Genomic DNA, 17,371 nt, shown 5'->3' on the forward strand with positions numbered 1-17,371 from the left:
GCGGTTGACGGTTGATCAGAGATCGTTGATCCACCAGGCGGCCGTCGCGCCGGGAAGTACTCCGGCCGGGCAGGGACCGCTGGACAGCAGGGGGGTGCCGGAGACCGGCGCGGGCACCGGCGCCGTACCGAAGTTGACGGCGCACACCAGGCCGTCCCCGCGGACGAAGCCGAGGACGCCGGGCGGGGTCTCCAGCCAGCGCAGCGAGCCCTCGCCCAACTGGGGCAGCCGGTAGCGCAGTTGGAGGCCGTCGCGGTACAGGTGCCAGAAGGAGTGGGTGTCGGCGAGGGCGCGGTCGGTGGCGTACTCGGCGAAGTACTCGGGCTGCGGCAGCCAGGGCCGCGCGCCCTCCGCGCCGGAGGTGAAGCCGAACGGGGAGGCCTGTCCCGACCACGGCAGCGGCACCCGGCAGCCGTCGCGGATCCGGGCCCGGCTGCCGGTGCGCCGGAAGATCGGGTCGGTGAGCACGTCGTCGGGCAGGTCGACGACCTCGGGCAGCCCCAACTCCTCGCCCTGGTAGATGTACGCGGCTCCGGGCAGCGCCAGCATCAGCAGCGCGGCGGCGCGGGCGCGGGCGGCGCCGAGGCCGCTGCCCTCGGTGGCGGGCTCGCCGTAGCGGGTGACGGTGCGGACCTGGTCGTGGTTGTTGAGGACCCAGGTGACCGTGGAGCCGGTGCCGGCGATGTCCTGCATGGCCTCGGTGATGACCTTGCGGAAGGCGTCGGCGCTCCACGGCGCGCTCAACAGGTCGAAGAAGAAGGCCTGGTGGAGCTCGTCGGACCGGACGTACCGCGCGTGCTCGCGGGCGGTCGGGACCGAGACCTCGCCGACCAGCAGCCGTTCGTCGCCGTCCCGTGCGGTGTACTCCTCGCACACCGCGCGCCAGTGCCGCCAGACGTCGTGCACCTCGGGCTGGTTCCAGGCGAGCGGGTTGACCGAGTCGCGGGTGCGGGCGTCGGCCTCCGGGTCCGGGGAGTCGGGCAGGTCCGGGTGCTTGAAGAGGCCGGCGGCGACGTCGATGCGGAAGCCGTCGACGCCCCGGTCGAGCCAGAAGCGGAGCGTGCGGTCGAACTCGGCGGCCACCTCGGGGCAGCGCCAGTTCCAGTCCGGCTGCTCGGGCGTGAACATGTGCAGGTACCACTGGCCGGGCCGGCCGTCCGCCTCGGTCACCCGGCTCCAGGCCGGGCCGCCGAACATGGCGTGCCAGTTGTTGGGCGGCTCCGCGCCGTCCGCGCCCCGGCCGTCGGCGAAGTGGAAGCGGGCCCGGGCCGCGCTGCCGGGTCCTGCGGCGAGCGCCTCCTGGAACCAGGGGTGCTCGTGGGAGCAGTGGTTGGGGACGATGTCGAGGAGCACCTTGACGCCGAGCCGGCGCGCGGTGCCCATCAGCAGGTCGAACTCGGCGAGGTCGCCGAAGACCGGGTCCACGTCGCAGTAGTCGGCCACGTCGTAGCCGTGGTCGTGCTGCGGCGAGGGGTAGAAGGGGCTCAGCCAGATCCCGTCGACGCCGAGCTTCTTGAGGTACGGCAGCCCGGCCCTGACCCCGGCCAGATCGCCGATGCCGTCGCCGGTGCTGTCCAGGAAGCTACGGACGTACACCTGATAGATCACCGCGTCCCGCCACCAGCGGTACTTACTCAGCATGCATGCATGTTAAGTAGGCGTGTCGTGAGAGTGTCAACGAGTAGGCAGAAGCTACTCGGGAGTTGGCCCGGCAAATGGTGATTTAGTGGGCCACTAAATGGCGAAAGGGGACCACCGCGTTACTTAACAAGTAACTAGCGGCAGAGGCGGCCGGCCGCAGAGGTGCCTAGCGACCCGGAATGGCGGCCAGCTCCGCCGCCAGTCGCCGCACCGCCGCCTTGGGCGTCACGTGCCCGGTCATCGCGTCGTGCACGACGGCCTGCACCACCAGACTGACCTGGTCGTAACGGGGGCTCTTGGGGCGGGACTTCGCCGTGCGCAGGGCCTCGCGCAGGGTCGGCAGATACGGGAACCGCCGGATCAGCGCGGGGTCTTCGTACAGCGCGGCACGCACCGGCGGCAGCGCGCCGCGGGTGAGGACCTGGCGCTGGACGGGCTCGCTGGTGAGATAGGCGATCAGACGCGCGGCCGAATCGGGGTGCCGCGCATGGGTGTTGACGGCCAGGTCGGAGCCGCCCAGCACGCTGGCCCCCGGCCCGTCGGAGCCGGGCAGCGGTACGGCGCCGATCTTCCCGGCGACCGGCGAACCCTTGGCCGACGCGCCGACGTACGCGTAGGGCCAGTTGCGCAGGAAGAGCAGGTGGCCGTCCTGGAAGGCCTGTTTGGACTCCTCCTCCTTGTACGTCAGCGCCGCCTTCGGGATCCAGCCCTCCCGCACCCCGCGGGCGAGGAACCCGATGCCTTCACGGGCCGCCGCGGAGTCGACGGCGACCAGGGCGCCCTCCTGGTCGAGGATGCTTCCGCCCGCCGAGTAGACGGCCTCGGCCGCGTTCACGGTGAGGCCCTCGTAGGGCAGGAACTGGCCCGCGTAGCCGCCGAGTCCGTACTTCGGCGCGATGGTCTTCGCGTCGTGCTCCAGCTCGGCCCAGGTGCGCGGGGGCGGGACGCCCTCCTTGTCGAGGATGTCCTTGCGATACAGGAGCAGGCCGGCATTGGTGACGTACGGGACGGCGTACAACCGCCCGTCGTACGTCGCCGTCTCCACGACCCCGTCCAGGAAGGTGTCCAGCGGGAAGCGGTCACGGGGCAGCGAACGGATCCAGCCCGCCGCGGCGAACTCCGAGGTCCAGCTGACGTCGATGTTGAGGACGTCGAACCGGCTTCGGTCGCCGGCGCGCAGGTCGGTGACCATCTGCGCGTGGGTCTCGTCGGAGGAGTCGGGAAGCTCGACGAGCTTGACCTGCTCGCCGGGATGGGTGCTGTTCCAGCCGTCCAGGACCGGGCCGAGATAGCCGGTGAGGTCTCCGGCGGTGGCCAGGGTCAGCGGGCCGCGCCCGTCACCGGCGCCCTCCTCGGCATGCGCTCCCGAGGTGACATACCCGGCCAGAACCACCACAAGAACGAGGAGGCCCCTACCGGCGGCATGGATCCACCGCATAGGTTCCTCCCTGTACAGCGGCGCCGGGCATCTTCGCCCTGGGTCCGAGGCCATGTATACCTGTTAGGTATGGGCGATACTAGGGCCTGGAGCACATCATCCGGACAGGAGGACTGCACACGTGCGCCTGCCCCTCCTGGCTCTCCTCGCGCGCGGCCCGGCCCACGGCTACGAGCTCAAGCAGGACCTTGAGCAACTGCTGGGGTCCGCGTACCCTCAGCCGAACGTCGGCCAGATCTACGTGACCCTCGGCCGCCTCGAGAAGCAGGGACTGATCGAGGGCGAGGACGTCGAGCAGTCCAGCCGGCCCAACAAGAAGGTCTACCACCTCACCGAATCCGGGCGGGAAGAGCTGCGCGTCTGGTTCGAGGAGCCCGAGGACGAGCCGCGGGTACGGGACGAGTTCTTCATGAAGCTCGCGCTCGCTCCGCAGACGGGTCTCGCCGACCAGATCGCCCTGATCAACAAACAGCGACGCCAGTACCTGACCGCCATGCGCAGCCTGTCGAAGCTGGCCGCAGCCGAGAACCGCGACAACCGCATCGCCCAACTGCTCATCGAGGGCGCGATGCTGCACCTGCAGGCCGACCTCGATTGGCTGGAGCGGTGCCAGGAAGAGCTGGAGGAGCTGGAGTGAGCGACGGTCCCGCTCCCGTGCTGCGCGCCGAGAGCCTGGTCAAGACGCACTACGGCGAGGGCGCTCCGGCGCATGCCGTGCGTGGTGTGAACCTGCGGGTACGGCAGGGCGAGTTCGTGGCCGTCACCGGGCCCTCCGGCGCCGGCAAGTCGACGCTGCTCCATCTGCTGGGCGGGCTGCAGCGGCCGGATGGCGGCAGCATCTGGCTGGACGGCGCGTGCGCGAACGCGTGGAGCGAGGCGCGCTGGGCCATGGAGCGCCGCAAGCGGATCGGGATCGTCTTCCAGTTCTTCAACCTGGTGTCGAATCTGTCGGTCGCCGACAACGTGGAGCTGCCCGCGCTGCTCGCCGGGACGTCGCCGAAGCAGGCGCGCGCCGGGCGGGAGGAGCTGCTGGCCGAGCTGGGCCTGGCGGGCAAGGAGCGGAGCATGCCGGGTGAGCTGTCCGGCGGCGAGCAGCAGCGGGTCGCGCTGGCCCGGGCGCTGGTGAACCAGCCGCCGCTGCTGCTGGCCGACGAACCCGCGGGCAGCCTGGACAGCAAGGGCACGCGTGAGGTGATGCGGCTGCTGTCCCGCTTCCACCAGCGCGGCCAGACGATCGTGCTGGTCACCCATGACGCCCGGCTGGCCAGCGCCGCGGACCGGGTGATCAGCTTCTTCGACGGCCGGATAGCCGACGACGCGACACTGGACGGCACGCCGTCACCGCGGACCGGTATCTCCGGCGTGCTGGAACTCAGGGACTGACATGCGGACGTACGACGACCCCCGGAAGGGCTGAGCCGCATGCGGGCCACGCTGCGCTGGGCGCACTCCGATCTGCGTACGCACCGCGGTGAGGCGCTGTTCCTGGTGCTGGCCACCGCCGGGATCGTGGCGTCGCTGCTGCTGGCCACGGCCCTGTTCGGGTACGCCACCAACCCCTGGCAGCGCGTCTTCACGCAGACGACCGGCGCGCACGTCTGGATCCACACGGCCGAGTCCGCCAAGGCGGACAGGCTCGCCGACGTGGACGGTGTGGAGTCGGTCGCGGGCCCCTACGCCACGGAGTCCGCCACGCTCAGCTCCCGCGGCACCCGCGCCGCCGTCGAACTGCGCGCGACGCCCGAGCAGTTGCCCACAATCGGCCACCCCCTGGTCGTCTCCGGTGACTGGCTGGACCCGGCGACGCCCGACGGCGTGGTCCTGGAGAGCCACCTCGCCCGTGCCCTGCTCGCCGCGCCCGGCGACACGCTCACCCTCCCCGGCACCACGCGGAAGGTGACCGTGCTGGGCGTGGCCGACAGCGCCGAGTCGCGCTACGACCCAGGCGAGCAGCCGGGCCTCGTCTGGACCCTGCCGCCCGCCGTACGCGATCCCAACGGTCAGGTCATAGGACTGCGCCTGACCGACCCCGACGACACGGACTACGTCGTCTCGCGCGCCGTCAAGGCCCTGGGCGGCGCCGACGCGATCGGCGAGGTCGACACCTGGCAGCTGGCGCGCGCCCAGGCACAGGGCGACAACCGGCTGCTCGGGCAGGTCCTCGGCCTGTTCGGACTGGGCGCCCTGGTCGCCGCGGGACTCGCCGTGCACGGGGCGATCGCCACCCGGATCCGCGGCCACCTGCGGGACATCTCGGTCCTGAAGGCCATCGGGTTCACCCCGGGCCAGGTCGTCCGCGTCTTCCTCCTCCAGCACATCGCCTACGCCCTTCTCGGCGCCGTGGCCGCGGCGGCGCTGACGCAGTCGCTGGGCAACCGCGTCCCGGGCCGCCTCGGGGACGCGATCGGCGTCTGGCAGGGTCTGCCCGGACAGACGGTGGCGCTCTTCGCGATCCCGGCGGGCGCGGTGCTGTTCATCGCCGCGACCACGGGCCTGGCGGCCTGGCGAGCGGGCCGGGTGCCACCGGTGCCGGTGCCGATCCCGTCGGTGCGGGGGATGCGGGGGCTGTCGGCCAGGACGGGACGGACACCACGCCCCGTCCCTCGGCCGAGCGGACACCTCCCGGCGCCGGCACGCGGGCCCCGCCGCACCGCCCAGTCGAGCGGCCGGCTCTCGGCGTTGGCCCGGCGGGCGCTGGCGATGCGGGTGCCGCCCGCGTTCGTTCTGGGGTGGCACACCGCGTTCTCCCGTCGGCTGCGGTCGCTCGCCACCGTGGCGCGGCTGGCCCTGCCCCTGCTGCTGATCGTCGTGGCGATGAGCGCGTGGACCACCATCGACCGTTTCCACAGCAGTCCCGAGCAGGTAGGTCTCCCGGCCGCGCTCACCGTCCACGCGGACGCGGGCCTGAGCGACCGGGCCACCCGTGCCCTGCTGGCCAATGACCCGGAGGTCGCCGCCGCCTACCCGGGCGTCGAGATGGCCGCGCTGCCCCCGGACCAGCGGACCACCATCGCGCTGCGCGGCCTCGGCACCCGCCAGGACCCGTATCCGTACGCCCTCGCCGAGGGCCGCCTCGCGCACAGGAGCCACGAGGCCGTGGCCGGTCAGGGCCTGCTCTCCCTGCTGGACGCGCGGGTCGGCGACTGGGTGCGGATCATGGTCGGCTCCCGGCCGCAGGTCCTGCACATCGTGGGCCGCAGCATCGAACCGGAGAACGCCGGCCGGGTCGTCTCCACCTCGCTCGACACCCTCCGCGAGGACGACCCGAACCTGGCGCCCGCCTTCTACCAACTCCGCCTGCGCCCCGGCGCCGACCCGCAGCGGGTCGCCCGCCAGTTGGCCGACACCGGCCACCTGGACGTGCACGCGGTGACCAACCCGGCCGACGGGCTCTCGCCCCTGCGCGGAGTGGTGCTCGGCCTGATCATCGTGCTCGCCCTGATCGGCCTCATCGAACTGCTCACCGCGATCGGCGGCACCGTACGCGAGGGCGAGCGCGACCTGCTCGCGCTCAAGGCCATCGGTCTGTCCCCGCGCCAGATCACCGCCGTCACCGTCACGGCCACCGGCTGCACCGCCCTGATCGCCGCCCTCGCCGGTACGGTCCTCGGCGTACCGCTCGCGCACTGGCTGATCAACGCCCAGGGCCGGTCGAGCGGCATCGGCGTGGGGATCGCCCAGGGACCGTCGCCGGTGCAGCTGGTGCTGTTCGACGCGGCGGCGGTCCTGGGCGCGGCCGCCCTCGCCGCGCTACCGGCGGCCCGCGCGGCACGACGCCGACTGGCGGACACGCTGAGCGCGGTGGCTTGAGGGCGGCGGTCTGAGGGCGTCGGCCTGAGCGCGGCGACCTCAGCGGACCGTCACTGACGGCCGCGCAGCTCCCGGTACTTGGCGACCAGTACCTTGGTCGACTCGTCCAGCCCGTCGACCTCCGCACCCTCCGTCAGCGCCGGCTCCACCCTCTTGGCGAGGACCTTGCCCAGCTCGACACCCCACTGGTCGAAGGAGTCGATGTTCCACACCGCGCCCTGCACGAACACCTTGTGCTCGTAGAGGGCGATCAGCTGGCCGAGCACCGACGGAGTCAGCTCGCGGGCCAGGATCGTCGTGGTCGGGTGGTTGCCCTTGAACGTCTTGTGTGGCACCAGCTCCTCGGGCACCCCCTCCGCACGCACCTCCTCCGGAGTCTTGCCGAAGGCCAGCGCCTGCGTCTGCGCGAAGAAGTTCGCCATCAACAGGTCGTGCTGCGCCCTGAGGCCGTCACTCAGCTCAGCGACCGGCTCGGCGAAGCCGATGAAGTCCGCGGGGATCAACTTCGTGCCCTGGTGGATGAGTTGGTAGTACGCGTGCTGCCCATTCGTCCCCGGCGTGCCCCACACCACAGGACCGGTCTGCCAGTCGACCTCCTGCCCGTCCCGGCCCACGTACTTGCCGTTGGACTCCATGTCCAACTGCTGCAGGTACGCGGTGAACTTGGAGAGGTAGTGGCTGTACGGCAGCACGGCGTGCGACTGGGCGTCGTGGAAGTTGCCGTACCAGACACCCAACAGGCCCAGCAGCAACGGCACGTTGGACTCGGCGGGCGCGGTCCTGAAGTGCTCGTCGACGATCCGGAACCCTTCGAGCATCTCGCGGAAGCGGTCGGGCCCGATGGCGATCATCAACGACAGCCCGATGGCCGAGTCGAAGGAGTACCGTCCGCCGACCCAGTCCCAGAACCCGAACATGTTGTCCGGGTCGATGCCGAACTCCGCCACCTTCCCGGCATTCGTCGACAGCGCCACGAAGTGTTTGGCCACGGCCTCCTGACCGGCCTTCAGCTCGGTGAGCAGCCAGTCGCGCGCGGAGGTGGCGTTGGTGATCGTCTCGATCGTGGTGAACGTCTTGGACGCGACGATGAACAGCGTCTGAGCCGGGTCCAGATCGCGGGTGGCCTCGTGCAGGTCGGCGCCGTCCACGTTCGACACGAACCGGACCGTGAGGTCGCGGTCGGTGAAGGCGCGCAGCACCTCGTACGCCATCGCGGGACCCAGGTCGGAGCCGCCGATGCCGATGTTGACGACGTTCTTGATGCGCTGGCCGGTGTGGCCGGCCCACTCGCCCGAGCGCACCCGGTTCGCGAAGGCGCTCATCCGGTCGAGGACGGCGTGCACGGCCGGGACGACGTTCTCGCCGTCGACCTCGATCACCGCGTCACGCGCGGCGCGCAGCGCGGTGTGCAGCACGGCGCGATCCTCGGTGACGTTGATCTTCTCGCCCCGGAACATGGCGTCGCGCAGACCGAACACGTCGGTGGCGGCGGCCAGTTCGCGCAGTAGCCGCAGGGTCTCGTCGGTGACCAGGTGCTTGGAGTGGTCGACGTACAGGTCACCGACCTGGAGCGTGTATCCGGCGCCGCGGCCGGGGTCGGCCGCGAACAGCTCCCGCAGCCCCGACTCCCCCAACTCCTCGCGGTGCTTCGCCAGCGCGGTCCACTCGGGCGTCCGGTTGAGCCTCGTACGGCCGTCTGCGTTCATATCGGACTTCAGCCTTCTTTCCTACCTCGCCCCGCTGCCGGTCCCAACCTAATTGATCAGCGCGTGACGTGAGCTGTCGTGGCGTCGTCGTGCGACGCACCAACAAGTACGTCCCGCTTGGCGGTGGGTATCAGCGCGAGGACCGACAGGACGAAGAAGGCGGCGGTGAGCAGCGCGGGGGTGTTCAGTCCCCAGGCGGTGGCGACGGCCCCGCCGAGCAGGGCGCCCAGCGGGGCGCCGGCGACGGCCAGGGTGCGGAAGGCGGAGCTGACCCGGCCCAGCAGGTCGGCGGGCGTGCGCTGCTGCATCAACGTGGTCGTGTTGACGTTCCACACCATGCCCATGAAGCCGAACACGGCGAGCGCCGCGGCCACGGCCGTCAGGCTCCGCACACCGCCCATGACGAGGAGCGCGCCGATCTGCACGACACCGGCCAGCAGCACGGCCCGCATCGGCCCGAGCCGAGCGGTGATCCACCGGTTCGCCACTCCCCCGGCCAGGCCACCGACGGTGTACGCGGTGGTCACGGCCGCGTAGCCGGCGGTACCGGCGTCCAGCCAGCCGGTCACCAGGATCACCAGGGTGGCGATCAGGGCGCCCATGCCGATGTTGCACAGGGCCGTCGCCGCGCACAGTCCGCGCAGGGGCCGGTCGCGCCACAGGGTGCGCAGCCCGTCGGTGATCTCCCGGCGCAGGGCGCTGCCCGCCGGTCTCGGCGCTCTGTCGGGCGCCGTCGTCCGCAGCGAGGCGACCAGTGCGGCGGCCACCAGGAAGGTCCCCGCGTCGGCCACGAAGGGCACGGCCACCCCCGCGGCGATCAGCAGGGGCACCACGGGCGCCCCTATCAGGCCGCCCGCGATCTGCTGCCCGGTCATCAGCCGGGCGTTGGCACTGCCCAGCGCCGCGCGGTCCACCAAGGCGGGCAGCAGCGCCGTCGAGGCGTTGTCGAAGAGGGTCTGCAGGGTGGTCAGGACGAAGGCGAGCGCGATGAGCAGCGCGATCGAGGCGTGACCGAGTGCGACGGCCCCGGCGAAGGCGGCGACGAGCAGTCCTCGTACCGCGTCCACCGTCCACATCGCGCGGCGCTGGTCGATCCGGTCCGCGACCGCTCCGCCGAGCAGCCCGAAGACGATCCAGGGCAGATAGCCGCAGGCGGTGACGGAGGCGATGAGCAGGGGCCGGTCCGTCAGTGAGGTGGCGAGCAGGGGCAGCGCGGAGCCCCGCAGCGCGTCTCCGAAGCGCGAGACCACGGCGGCCGTCCACAGCCGCCCGAATCCCCCGCGCCATGCGGGCGCGCGCATGTCCCCCGTCTCGACCGTCGCCACCGCTCCCCCTCACGATTCGCATCCGCACCAGGCGATGCACAAACCGTAGAGGTCAGCACTGACAACCGGTCCGGAGCCGACCGGTCGTCGGGGTCCGAAACAGGTCCGACCCGACACCCCTCGGTGCCCGGCCGGTTCCCAACTCCTAGATCTCGCCCCGCAGTTTGGCGAGCGCTTCGGCGAGGATCGCCTCGCCGTCCGCGTCACTGCGCCGCTCCCGTACGTACGCGAGGTGCGTCTTGTAGGGCTCGGTGCGCGGCGGGTCCGGCGGGTTCTCCCGGTCCTGTCCGGCCGGGAAGCCGCAGCGCGGGCAGTCCCAGGTGTCGGGAACCTGCGCGTCGCTGGCGAAGCTGGGCTGCGTCTCATGCCCGTTGGAGCACCAGAAGGAGATGCGCAGACGCGGCGCGGACTCGCCGCGCTCGGCCTCGCCCATCGGCCCCGCCCCGACCCGGCTTCCTCGGATCGCGTTGCCACTTGCCACGGTCGTAACTCCCTGCGTGATGGTGCCGCGAAGCGAGTCGGCGTTTTCGCTTCGTTGCGAGCGCCTCAGTCTACGTAAGGCCCAACGCGCGTCCAGTGATTGGAGTTACAGCCCCCACACCTAGACGCAAGCCCCATGATAGGCCGCGCTCAGCTGCGCGTACCGAACATGGGGCCTTACGTGCGGAATGCGTGCGGAATGTGCGCCCGGGTCAGCTGTTCGTCTTCATCAGCAGGCCGAGCACGATGATGCACGCGAACCAGGCAAGACCGATCACCAGGGTGATCCGGTCGAGGTTGCGCTCGGCGACCGACGAACCACCGACGGACGACTGCATGCCACCACCGAACATGTCGGAGAGGCCGCCGCCCTTCCCCTTGTGCATCAGCACCAGCAGCATCATCAGCAGGCTGCAGACGATCAGGGCGATCGAGAACCCCAAAACCACGGCTGGACCAACTCTCTCGGATTCGGATGAACGACGGGGGCACAGCCTGGGCCGTGCCCCCGCAAGAGTACGACGGATCGCCGCCAGGGCCTACTTACTGGTCGCGGAAGCGCACGATCTTGACGAACTCGTCGGCGTCCAGCGACGCACCGCCGACCAGGGCGCCGTCCACGTCGGGCTGGGCCATGATCTCGGCCACGTTGCCCGCCTTCACGGAACCGCCGTACTGGATGCGGACCTGGTCGGCCAGCTCCTGCGTGTACAGCTCGGCGAGCTTGCCGCGGATGGCCTTGCAGACCTCCTGGGCGTCCTCGGAGCCGCAGACCTTGCCGGTGCCGATGGCCCAGACCGGCTCGTAGGCGATCACGACCGACTCGGCCTGCTCGGCCGGGACGTCCTTGAGTCCGCCCTCGACCTGGCCGAGCGTGTGCGCGACGTGGTTGCCCGCCTCGCGGACGTCCAGCTCCTCGCCGACGCACAGGATCGGGGTCAGACCGTGCTTGTAGGCGGCCTTGACCTTGGCGTTGACGATCTCGTCGGTCTCGGCGTGGTACTGCCGGCGCTCGGAGTGGCCGACCGCCACGTACGTGCACTTCAGCTTGGCCAGCATCGAGCCGGAGATCTCGCCGGTGTAGGCGCCGGAGTCGTACGCCGAGAGGTCCTGGGCGCCGTACTTGATCTTGAGCTTGTCGCCGTCCACCAGGGTCTGCACGGAGCGCAGGTCGGTGAAGGGCGGCAGGACGGCGACCTCGACGGCCTCGTAGTCCTTGTCGGCCAGCGCGAAGGCGAGCTTCTGGACGTGCGCGATGGCTTCGAGGTGGTTGAGGTTCATCTTCCAGTTGCCCGCCATGATCGGCGTGCGTCCGGAAGAAACAGATGGAGCCATTGCGGTCAGTCCTCCAGTGCGGCGAGACCGGGGAGCGTCTTGCCCTCGAGGTATTCGAGGGAGGCGCCGCCACCGGTCGAGATGTGTCCGAATGCCTTCTCGTCGAAGCCCAGGATGCGGACGGCCGCGGCGGAGTCGCCACCACCGACGACCGTGAAGGCCTGGGAGTCGACGAGGGCCTGGGCGACCGCCTTGGTGCCCTCGGCGAAATCGGGGTGCTCGAAGACGCCCATCGGGCCGTTCCAGAAAACGGTGGCAGCGTCGGCGAACTTCGAGGCGTACAGGGCACCGGTCTCGGGACCGATGTCCAGGCCCATCCGGTCGGCCGGGATGGCGTCCGCGGCGACGGTGGTCGGGTGGGCCGGAGCCTTCGTCTTCAGGTCCGGGAACTGGCCGGCGACCACGACGTCCACAGGGACGAGGAGTTCGACGCCGTTCTTCTCCGCGCGCTCGACGTACTCGGTGACGGTGGCCAGCTGGTCCTCCTGGACCAGGGAGGCGCCGATCTCGTAGCCCTTGGCCTTGAGGAAGGTGAAGGCCATGCCGCCGCCGATGAGCAACCGGTCGGCCTTGCCGAGCAGTTCGTCGATGACGGCGAGCTTGTCGGAGACCTTGGAGCCGCCGAGGGCGACGACGTAGGGCCGCTCGACGTCCTCGGTGAGCTTCTTCAGGACGCCGACCTCGGTGGCGATGAGGTAGCCGGCGTAGTGCGGCAGCCGGGCCGGGAGGTCGAAGACCGAGGCGTGCTTGCGGTGCACCGCGCCGAAGCCGTCACCGACGTACACGTCCGCGAGGGCGGCCAGTTGGTCCGCGAACTCGCCGCGCTCGACGTCGTCCTTGGCGGTCTCGCCGGCGTTGAAGCGCAGGTTCTCGATGACCGCGACCTGGCCGGGCTCCAGGCCGCGCACCGCGTCGTGGGCGGCGGGGCCGACGGTGTCCTGGGCGAACGCGACGGGGGCGCCGAGCAGTTCGGCCAGGCGCTCGGCGGGCTGCAGCAGGGAGAACGCCGGGTCCGGGGCGCCCTTGGGGCGGCCCAGGTGCGAGGCGACGATGACCTTGGCGCCCGCGTCGGCCAGCGCCTTGACGGTGGGCAGGACGGCGCGGATGCGGCCGTCGTCGGTGATGAGGCCGTCGGCCAGCGGGACGTTGAGGTCGGCGCGGACGAAGACCCGCTTGCCGTCCACGCCTTCGGAGAGAAGTTCGTCGATGGTCTTCATGGGAGGAGGCTCCTGAGGAGGGCTCTGGATCGAACGAGGGCTGAACACGCGCGTGAGGGCTCGGGCAGCGCGGCCGTGCGCTGCCCGAGCCCTGCACTCACATCGAGGTGCCTGCTTCGGCGATCAGAGCTGGTCGCCGACGAAGACCGTGAGGTCGACGAGGCGGTTGGAGTAGCCCCACTCGTTGTCGTACCAGCCGAGGATCTTCACCGTGTTGCCCTCCTGGACCATGGTCAGGGAGGAGTCGAAGGTGCAGGAGGCCGGGTCGCCGACGATGTCCGAGGAGACGATCTCGTCCTCGGTGTAGGCCAGGTACCCCTTCAGGTCGCCGTCCTCGGAGGCCTTCTTGAACGCGGCGTTGACCTCGTCCTTGGTGACCTCGCGCTGCAGCGTCACGACCAGGTCGGTGGCGGAACCGGTCGGGACCGGGACGCGCATGGCGATGCCGTCCAGCTTGCCCTTGAGCTGCGGCAGGACCAGCGCGGTGGCCTTGGCGGCGCCCGTGGTGGTCGGGATGATGTTCTCCGCGGCGGCGCGGGCGCGGCGCAGGTCCTTGTGCGGGAAGTCCAGGATGCGCTGGTCGTTCGTGTACGCGTGCACCGTCGTCATCAGGCCCTTGACGATGCCGAAGTTCTCGTCGAGCACCTTCGCCATCGGCGCCACGCAGTTGGTGGTGCAGGAGGCGTTGGAGATGACGTGGTGGTTCGCGGCGTCGTACTTGTCCTGGTTGACGCCCATCACGATGGTGATGTCCTCGTCCTTGGCCGGAGCCGAGATGAGGACCTTCTTGGCGCCACCGGCGATGTGCTTCGCGGCGTCGTCCTTCTTGGTGAAGATGCCGGTCGACTCGATGACGATGTCGACGCCCAGCGCGCCCCACGGGATGTCCGAGGGGTTGCGCTCGGACAGCACCTTGATGGTGTGGCCGTCGACGGTGATCGTGTCGGCGGTGTGCGACACCTCGGCCTTGAGGCGGCCCAGGATGGTGTCGTACTTCAGCAGGTGCGCGGTGGTCGCGGTGTCACCCAGGTCGTTGACAGCCACGATCTCGATGTCCGCACCCTGCTCCAGGAGCGCGCGGAAGTAGTTACGTCCGATACGACCGAAGCCGTTGATGCCTACGCGGATCGTCACGAACCGATCTCCTCGTTGGTACGCCGACTATGCGGTGCCGGCGAGCTGTTTTGGGATGTCCCCGACCAACCACGACCCTACCTCCCTGCGGCCCTCGTGGTGACATCGAGATGCCCCATACACGGGCAGGCGGTCCGTACCCGCCAGTAGGGGTACGGACCGCCCGGGCCGTATGACCGGATCACTCGTTTTGACTACGGTCGGCTAGTCATGGTTGACCAGGGAGTTCACCCTGGAACTCACCCTTCCAGGGCCGCGAGGGCCTTCTTGACGAGGGCGGTGCGGTCGGCCGCCGCGGTGACGTGCTCCAGGCCGAAGCCCAGCAGCACGGTCCGGTCGGTGGTGACCCCTCCGTAGGTCTTGAACAGCGTCCCGGTGCGCGCCCAGTCCTTGAGGACGCCCGGGCTGCCCGCGGGCGGTCCGGACGCGCTCCAGGCGCCGAGCGACGTCTCGAAGCCCTCGGTCTGGGTGGCGGCGCCGCCCACGACGAGCGAGGCGTCGTCGGCCAGCACGCCGTGGCCGCCGCTGCTCGGGTCGGTGATGTAGCTGATCGAGACCTCGATGTTCTTGCCCGCGTAGGCGCTCAGGTCGAAGTTGACCTGCTGCCAGCCGTCGGAGGCGCCGGTGAGGGCGTTCCAGGAGCCGGAAGTGCCGGTGGCGGTGCAGGAGTTGCCGGCCAGGGTCAGATAGTGCTTCAGCCAGGGGTGTTCACCGATGTAGAAGCCGGCGCCGCACTCGGCGGGGACGGTGGCGCTGGTGGCGCCGCCCTTCTCGGGGAGCGTCGTCCAGTCCTCGGCCCCGGCGGTGCGGACCTCCACGATGGCGTTGTCGTAACCGGGCTCGGTGTCCCACAACAGCTGGGTGCGCAGGGCCGGTTGGTCGGCCGCGCTCACTCCGCCCAGGTCGACGGTGCGGGTGAGACGCTTGTAGGCGTCGTCGGTGTGCACGGCGGCGGCCATGTACGAACCGGCGTACGGCCCGTACGGGTTGACGGTCCCGGCGAACTGGCCCGCGCCCGCGCTGGCGAACTGCGGGTAGGTCTCCGGGGACAGTTCCTCGGAGGTGACGCCGTAGGTGCCCGCCCGGTCGAGCGGGTTGCCGACGGCGGCGCCGAGGGCCCCGCTGAAGCCGTCGAGCTTGCCGGAGCCGGTGAAGCCGGTGGCGCCGGGGGTGGACGTACGCGAGTAGGCGCCCAGGTAGTACTGGCTGAAGTCGTTCGACAGGGTGCCGTCGCCCAGGTTGACGTTTCCGCCGGCCTGCTCGCCCGCCTCGATCAGCTTGCCGCCCTCGTTGAGGAAGGCGCGCAGCTGGAGCTGGGTGGCGATACCGGGGGTACTCGCGCCCGTGTAGTGGACGACGGTGGCGAAGTGGGCCAGCACGCCGAGCGCGTCGGGCGCGCCCTGGGTGGCGACGTCCCAGACGAGGGCCTTGTGGCCGTTGGCCTTCAGCGCGTCGACGTACGTCTGCGCCTGCGTGGCCGCGGCGCCTTCCTCGGCGACGACCAGGGTGTCGGCCTTGGCGCGCTGGGCGACGGTGTAGGTGAAGTGCTCACTGGCGACCTTCTTGCCGGCCTTGGTCTCGCCGGTGAACCACACCTCGACCTTGTCGCCCGGGACGCCGTCCTTGACCTTGGCCCGGTACTCGTCGAAGTGCAGGTTGTCCTCACCGCCGTACGTCTCGCCGCCCTTCCATGACTTGAGCGCCATGTCGAGCGTACGGCCGCCGTTGACGCGGTACTTGAGCTCCTTGTCGCGGATGGCCTTGCGGACGACGACGGAGACTTCCTGGTCGGCGCCGCGGGAGTACGAGGTGGTGAACTTCGCCGGGGTGAAGTCGGCGGCGGTCAGGCCGAGCGAGGAGGAGGGCGTGTCGGGGTGCGGGGCGGTCTCGGCGACCGACAGCGCGAAGGGGACGTTCTTCGCGAACTCGTCCTGGATCAGCTTCTCGTCGTCCGGGTAGTTGAAGCCGGACTGGCAGTCGGCCGCGTTCCACTGGTCGTTCGGGTCGATGTTCGAGGCGGACTGGCAGGTGGACATCTCGGGGGTGAACATCGACATGCCGTTGACGTTGCCCGCGTGCCCGTCGGCCTCGCCGTTGGTGGTGTACAGCTCCGAGGAGACCTGCGGGTGGTAGCCGGGGATCGCGGAGTTGTCCGGGGTGCCGGCCAGCGCCTTGTAGATCACGTCGTCGGGGGTGGGGGTGGCCACCTGCCAGCCGACGCCGTAGAGGAGGAGTTCGGCGGCGGAGTGGTAGTTGATGCCGTAGCTGAAGCCGATCCGCTTCTCGAAGGCGTCCAGCGCCTTGGTCTCGGGCTCGGAGGCCGGGCTCGCGCCGCGGTAGGTCTCGCTGGTGGGGTTGGGGGACGAACCCTCGTCGTCGTAGCCCCACTTGTAGGCGAAGTTGCGGTTGAGGTCGACGCCGTCGCCGGTGGAGATGGCGCCGTCGCCGTTGACGTCCCGCAGGTTCTTGCGCCACAGGCGGTTGGCGGCGTCCTGGAAGGTGTAGTCGTAGCCGTCGGGGTTGGCCGAGATCACGAACCACAGCTCGGTGGAGTCGACGATCTTCTTGACGCGCTTGTCGGTCTTGTAGTTGTCCAGGTAGTAGTGCATCAGCCGCCGGGTCATCTCCGGCGTGATCCACTCGCGCGCGTGCTGGTTGGACATGTAGAGGACGGACGGCTTGGCGCCGTCCTTGGACTTCTTCGCGCCCTTGGTCAGTTTGACCGCGAGGATGTCCTGGCCGTTGACCGTCTTGCCGATGGAGACGACCTTGGTGAGGCCGGGGTTCTCCTGACCGGTCTTGACGATCTCCTCCTTGAGGCCGCCGGCGCCGCTGTACGGGCGGAACACGCCCTCGGCGGCGGCGTCGACGCGCTTGGCGGCCTTGGCCGACAGTGTGTGCTCGGTGAGATCGACGCCCTGGCCTTCCAGCTTCTGTGCCTGCTGGTCGGTGAGGTACACCTCGACGGGCGCCGAGCCCTTGTCGGGCACCGCCTCGCCGAGTTCGTGGCTGTCCTGTCCGGCGGCCAGCAGCAGGGGTACCTGCTGCTTGGTGACGTCGGCGTGGAAGACCTTGACCTCGTTCGGGTCGGGCGTGGCCGGGCTTCCGCTCTGGGCCTGGGCGACGGGCGCGAGGCTCGCTCCGCCGATCAGAAGCGCGCCGGCAGCGAGGATCGCTCTCGCTCTGGGTCTCATGAACCCCCCTAGCAATCTTTCGTCACGGTGACGAACGGTTGCCAGGCTCATGCCAGTTCACAGCCGAGTCAAGGGTGCCTCAAAGACTGGT

The 17,371-nt window shown here is 70.2% G+C and carries 13 protein-coding genes; 3 read left to right on the forward strand and 10 right to left on the reverse strand.

Annotated elements, in window-relative coordinates; all coding sequences use genetic code 11:
• Positions 1-15 precede the first annotated feature (15 nt).
• Together M2283_RS17400 and M2283_RS17405 are read right to left on the reverse strand one after the other, a co-directional pair.
• Entirely contained in the window at positions 16-1,641 is a 1,626-nt protein-coding gene (locus M2283_RS17400) for a glycoside hydrolase family 13 protein (protein WP_280877165.1), read from the reverse strand.
• Positions 1,642-1,807: 166 nt separating this feature from the next.
• Complete coding sequence (locus tag M2283_RS17405; protein WP_280877166.1) at positions 1,808-3,079, reverse strand: ABC transporter substrate-binding protein; 1,272 nt, start codon at positions 3,077-3,079, stop codon at positions 1,808-1,810.
• Between the two features lie 121 nt (positions 3,080-3,200).
• Here M2283_RS17405 and M2283_RS17410 point away from each other — a divergent pair, with 121 nt between their 5' ends.
• From M2283_RS17410 to M2283_RS17420, 3 genes are read left to right on the forward strand one after another with little or no spacing between them, the layout of a single operon-like run.
• Positions 3,201-3,716 (forward strand): PadR family transcriptional regulator, encoded by a 516-nt coding sequence (locus M2283_RS17410; RefSeq protein ID WP_280877167.1) that lies wholly within the window; start codon positions 3,201-3,203, stop codon positions 3,714-3,716.
• A complete protein-coding gene (locus M2283_RS17415; protein WP_280877168.1) occupies positions 3,713-4,462 on the forward strand; it encodes an ABC transporter ATP-binding protein in 750 nt (249 codons plus the stop codon). The genes M2283_RS17410 and M2283_RS17415 overlap by 4 nt, the downstream gene beginning before the upstream one ends.
• A gap of 39 nt (positions 4,463-4,501) precedes the next feature.
• Positions 4,502-6,889 (forward strand): ABC transporter permease, encoded by a 2,388-nt coding sequence (locus M2283_RS17420; RefSeq protein WP_280877169.1) that lies wholly within the window; start codon positions 4,502-4,504, stop codon positions 6,887-6,889.
• Positions 6,890-6,939: 50 nt separating this feature from the next.
• Here M2283_RS17420 and pgi read toward each other — a convergent pair whose 3' ends face one another.
• The 8 genes from pgi to M2283_RS17460 all read right to left on the reverse strand — a co-directional run bounded on the left by pgi (position 6,940) and on the right by M2283_RS17460 (position 17,280).
• Complete coding sequence (pgi, locus tag M2283_RS17425; protein WP_280877170.1) at positions 6,940-8,595, reverse strand: glucose-6-phosphate isomerase; 1,656 nt, start codon at positions 8,593-8,595, stop codon at positions 6,940-6,942.
• Positions 8,596-8,651: 56 nt separating this feature from the next.
• Positions 8,652-9,920, reverse strand: a complete 1,269-nt coding sequence (locus M2283_RS17430) for an MFS transporter (RefSeq protein ID WP_432423091.1) — start codon at positions 9,918-9,920, stop codon at positions 8,652-8,654.
• A gap of 145 nt (positions 9,921-10,065) precedes the next feature.
• Positions 10,066-10,401 (reverse strand): RNA polymerase-binding protein RbpA, encoded by a 336-nt coding sequence (locus M2283_RS17435; protein WP_078649359.1) that lies wholly within the window; start codon positions 10,399-10,401, stop codon positions 10,066-10,068.
• A gap of 211 nt (positions 10,402-10,612) precedes the next feature.
• Complete coding sequence (secG, locus tag M2283_RS17440) at positions 10,613-10,843, reverse strand: preprotein translocase subunit SecG (protein WP_432423100.1); 231 nt, start codon at positions 10,841-10,843, stop codon at positions 10,613-10,615.
• Positions 10,844-10,943: 100 nt separating this feature from the next.
• Positions 10,944-11,699 (reverse strand): triose-phosphate isomerase, encoded by a 756-nt coding sequence (tpiA, locus tag M2283_RS17445; protein WP_280877632.1) that lies wholly within the window; start codon positions 11,697-11,699, stop codon positions 10,944-10,946.
• A 41-nt stretch (positions 11,700-11,740) separates the two neighbouring features.
• Positions 11,741-12,952 (reverse strand): phosphoglycerate kinase, encoded by a 1,212-nt coding sequence (locus tag M2283_RS17450; RefSeq protein WP_280877172.1) that lies wholly within the window; start codon positions 12,950-12,952, stop codon positions 11,741-11,743.
• A gap of 123 nt (positions 12,953-13,075) precedes the next feature.
• Complete coding sequence (gene gap, locus M2283_RS17455) at positions 13,076-14,086, reverse strand: type I glyceraldehyde-3-phosphate dehydrogenase (RefSeq protein WP_280877173.1); 1,011 nt, start codon at positions 14,084-14,086, stop codon at positions 13,076-13,078.
• 239 nt (positions 14,087-14,325) lie between these two features.
• Positions 14,326-17,280: a M14 family metallopeptidase gene (locus M2283_RS17460; protein WP_280877174.1), complete on the reverse strand. Its 2,955-nt coding sequence runs from the start codon at positions 17,278-17,280 to the stop codon at positions 14,326-14,328.
• Positions 17,281-17,371: the final 91 nt, after the last annotated feature.

It is taken from the genome of Streptomyces pseudovenezuelae (assembly GCF_029892565.1).
In the GTDB taxonomy this organism is placed as follows: Bacteria; Actinomycetota; Actinomycetes; order Streptomycetales; family Streptomycetaceae; genus Streptomyces; species Streptomyces pseudovenezuelae_A.

Excerpts from the sequence above, each read along its gene's own strand:
- M2283_RS17400 (WP_280877165.1), bottom strand. The coding sequence starts at position 1,641 with ATGCTGAGTAAGTACCGCTGGTGGCGGGACGCGGTGATCTATCAGGTG.
- M2283_RS17405 (WP_280877166.1), bottom strand. The coding sequence starts at position 3,079 with ATGCGGTGGATCCATGCCGCCGGTAGGGGCCTCCTCGTTCTTGTGGTG.
- M2283_RS17420 (WP_280877169.1), top strand. The coding sequence starts at position 4,502 with ATGCGGGCCACGCTGCGCTGGGCGCACTCCGATCTGCGTACGCACCGC.
- pgi (WP_280877170.1), bottom strand. The coding sequence starts at position 8,595 with ATGAACGCAGACGGCCGTACGAGGCTCAACCGGACGCCCGAGTGGACC.
- tpiA (WP_280877632.1), bottom strand. The coding sequence starts at position 11,699 with ATGGCGGGCAACTGGAAGATGAACCTCAACCACCTCGAAGCCATCGCG.
- M2283_RS17450 (WP_280877172.1), bottom strand. The coding sequence starts at position 12,952 with ATGAAGACCATCGACGAACTTCTCTCCGAAGGCGTGGACGGCAAGCGG.
- M2283_RS17460 (WP_280877174.1), bottom strand. The coding sequence starts at position 17,280 with ATGAGACCCAGAGCGAGAGCGATCCTCGCTGCCGGCGCGCTTCTGATC.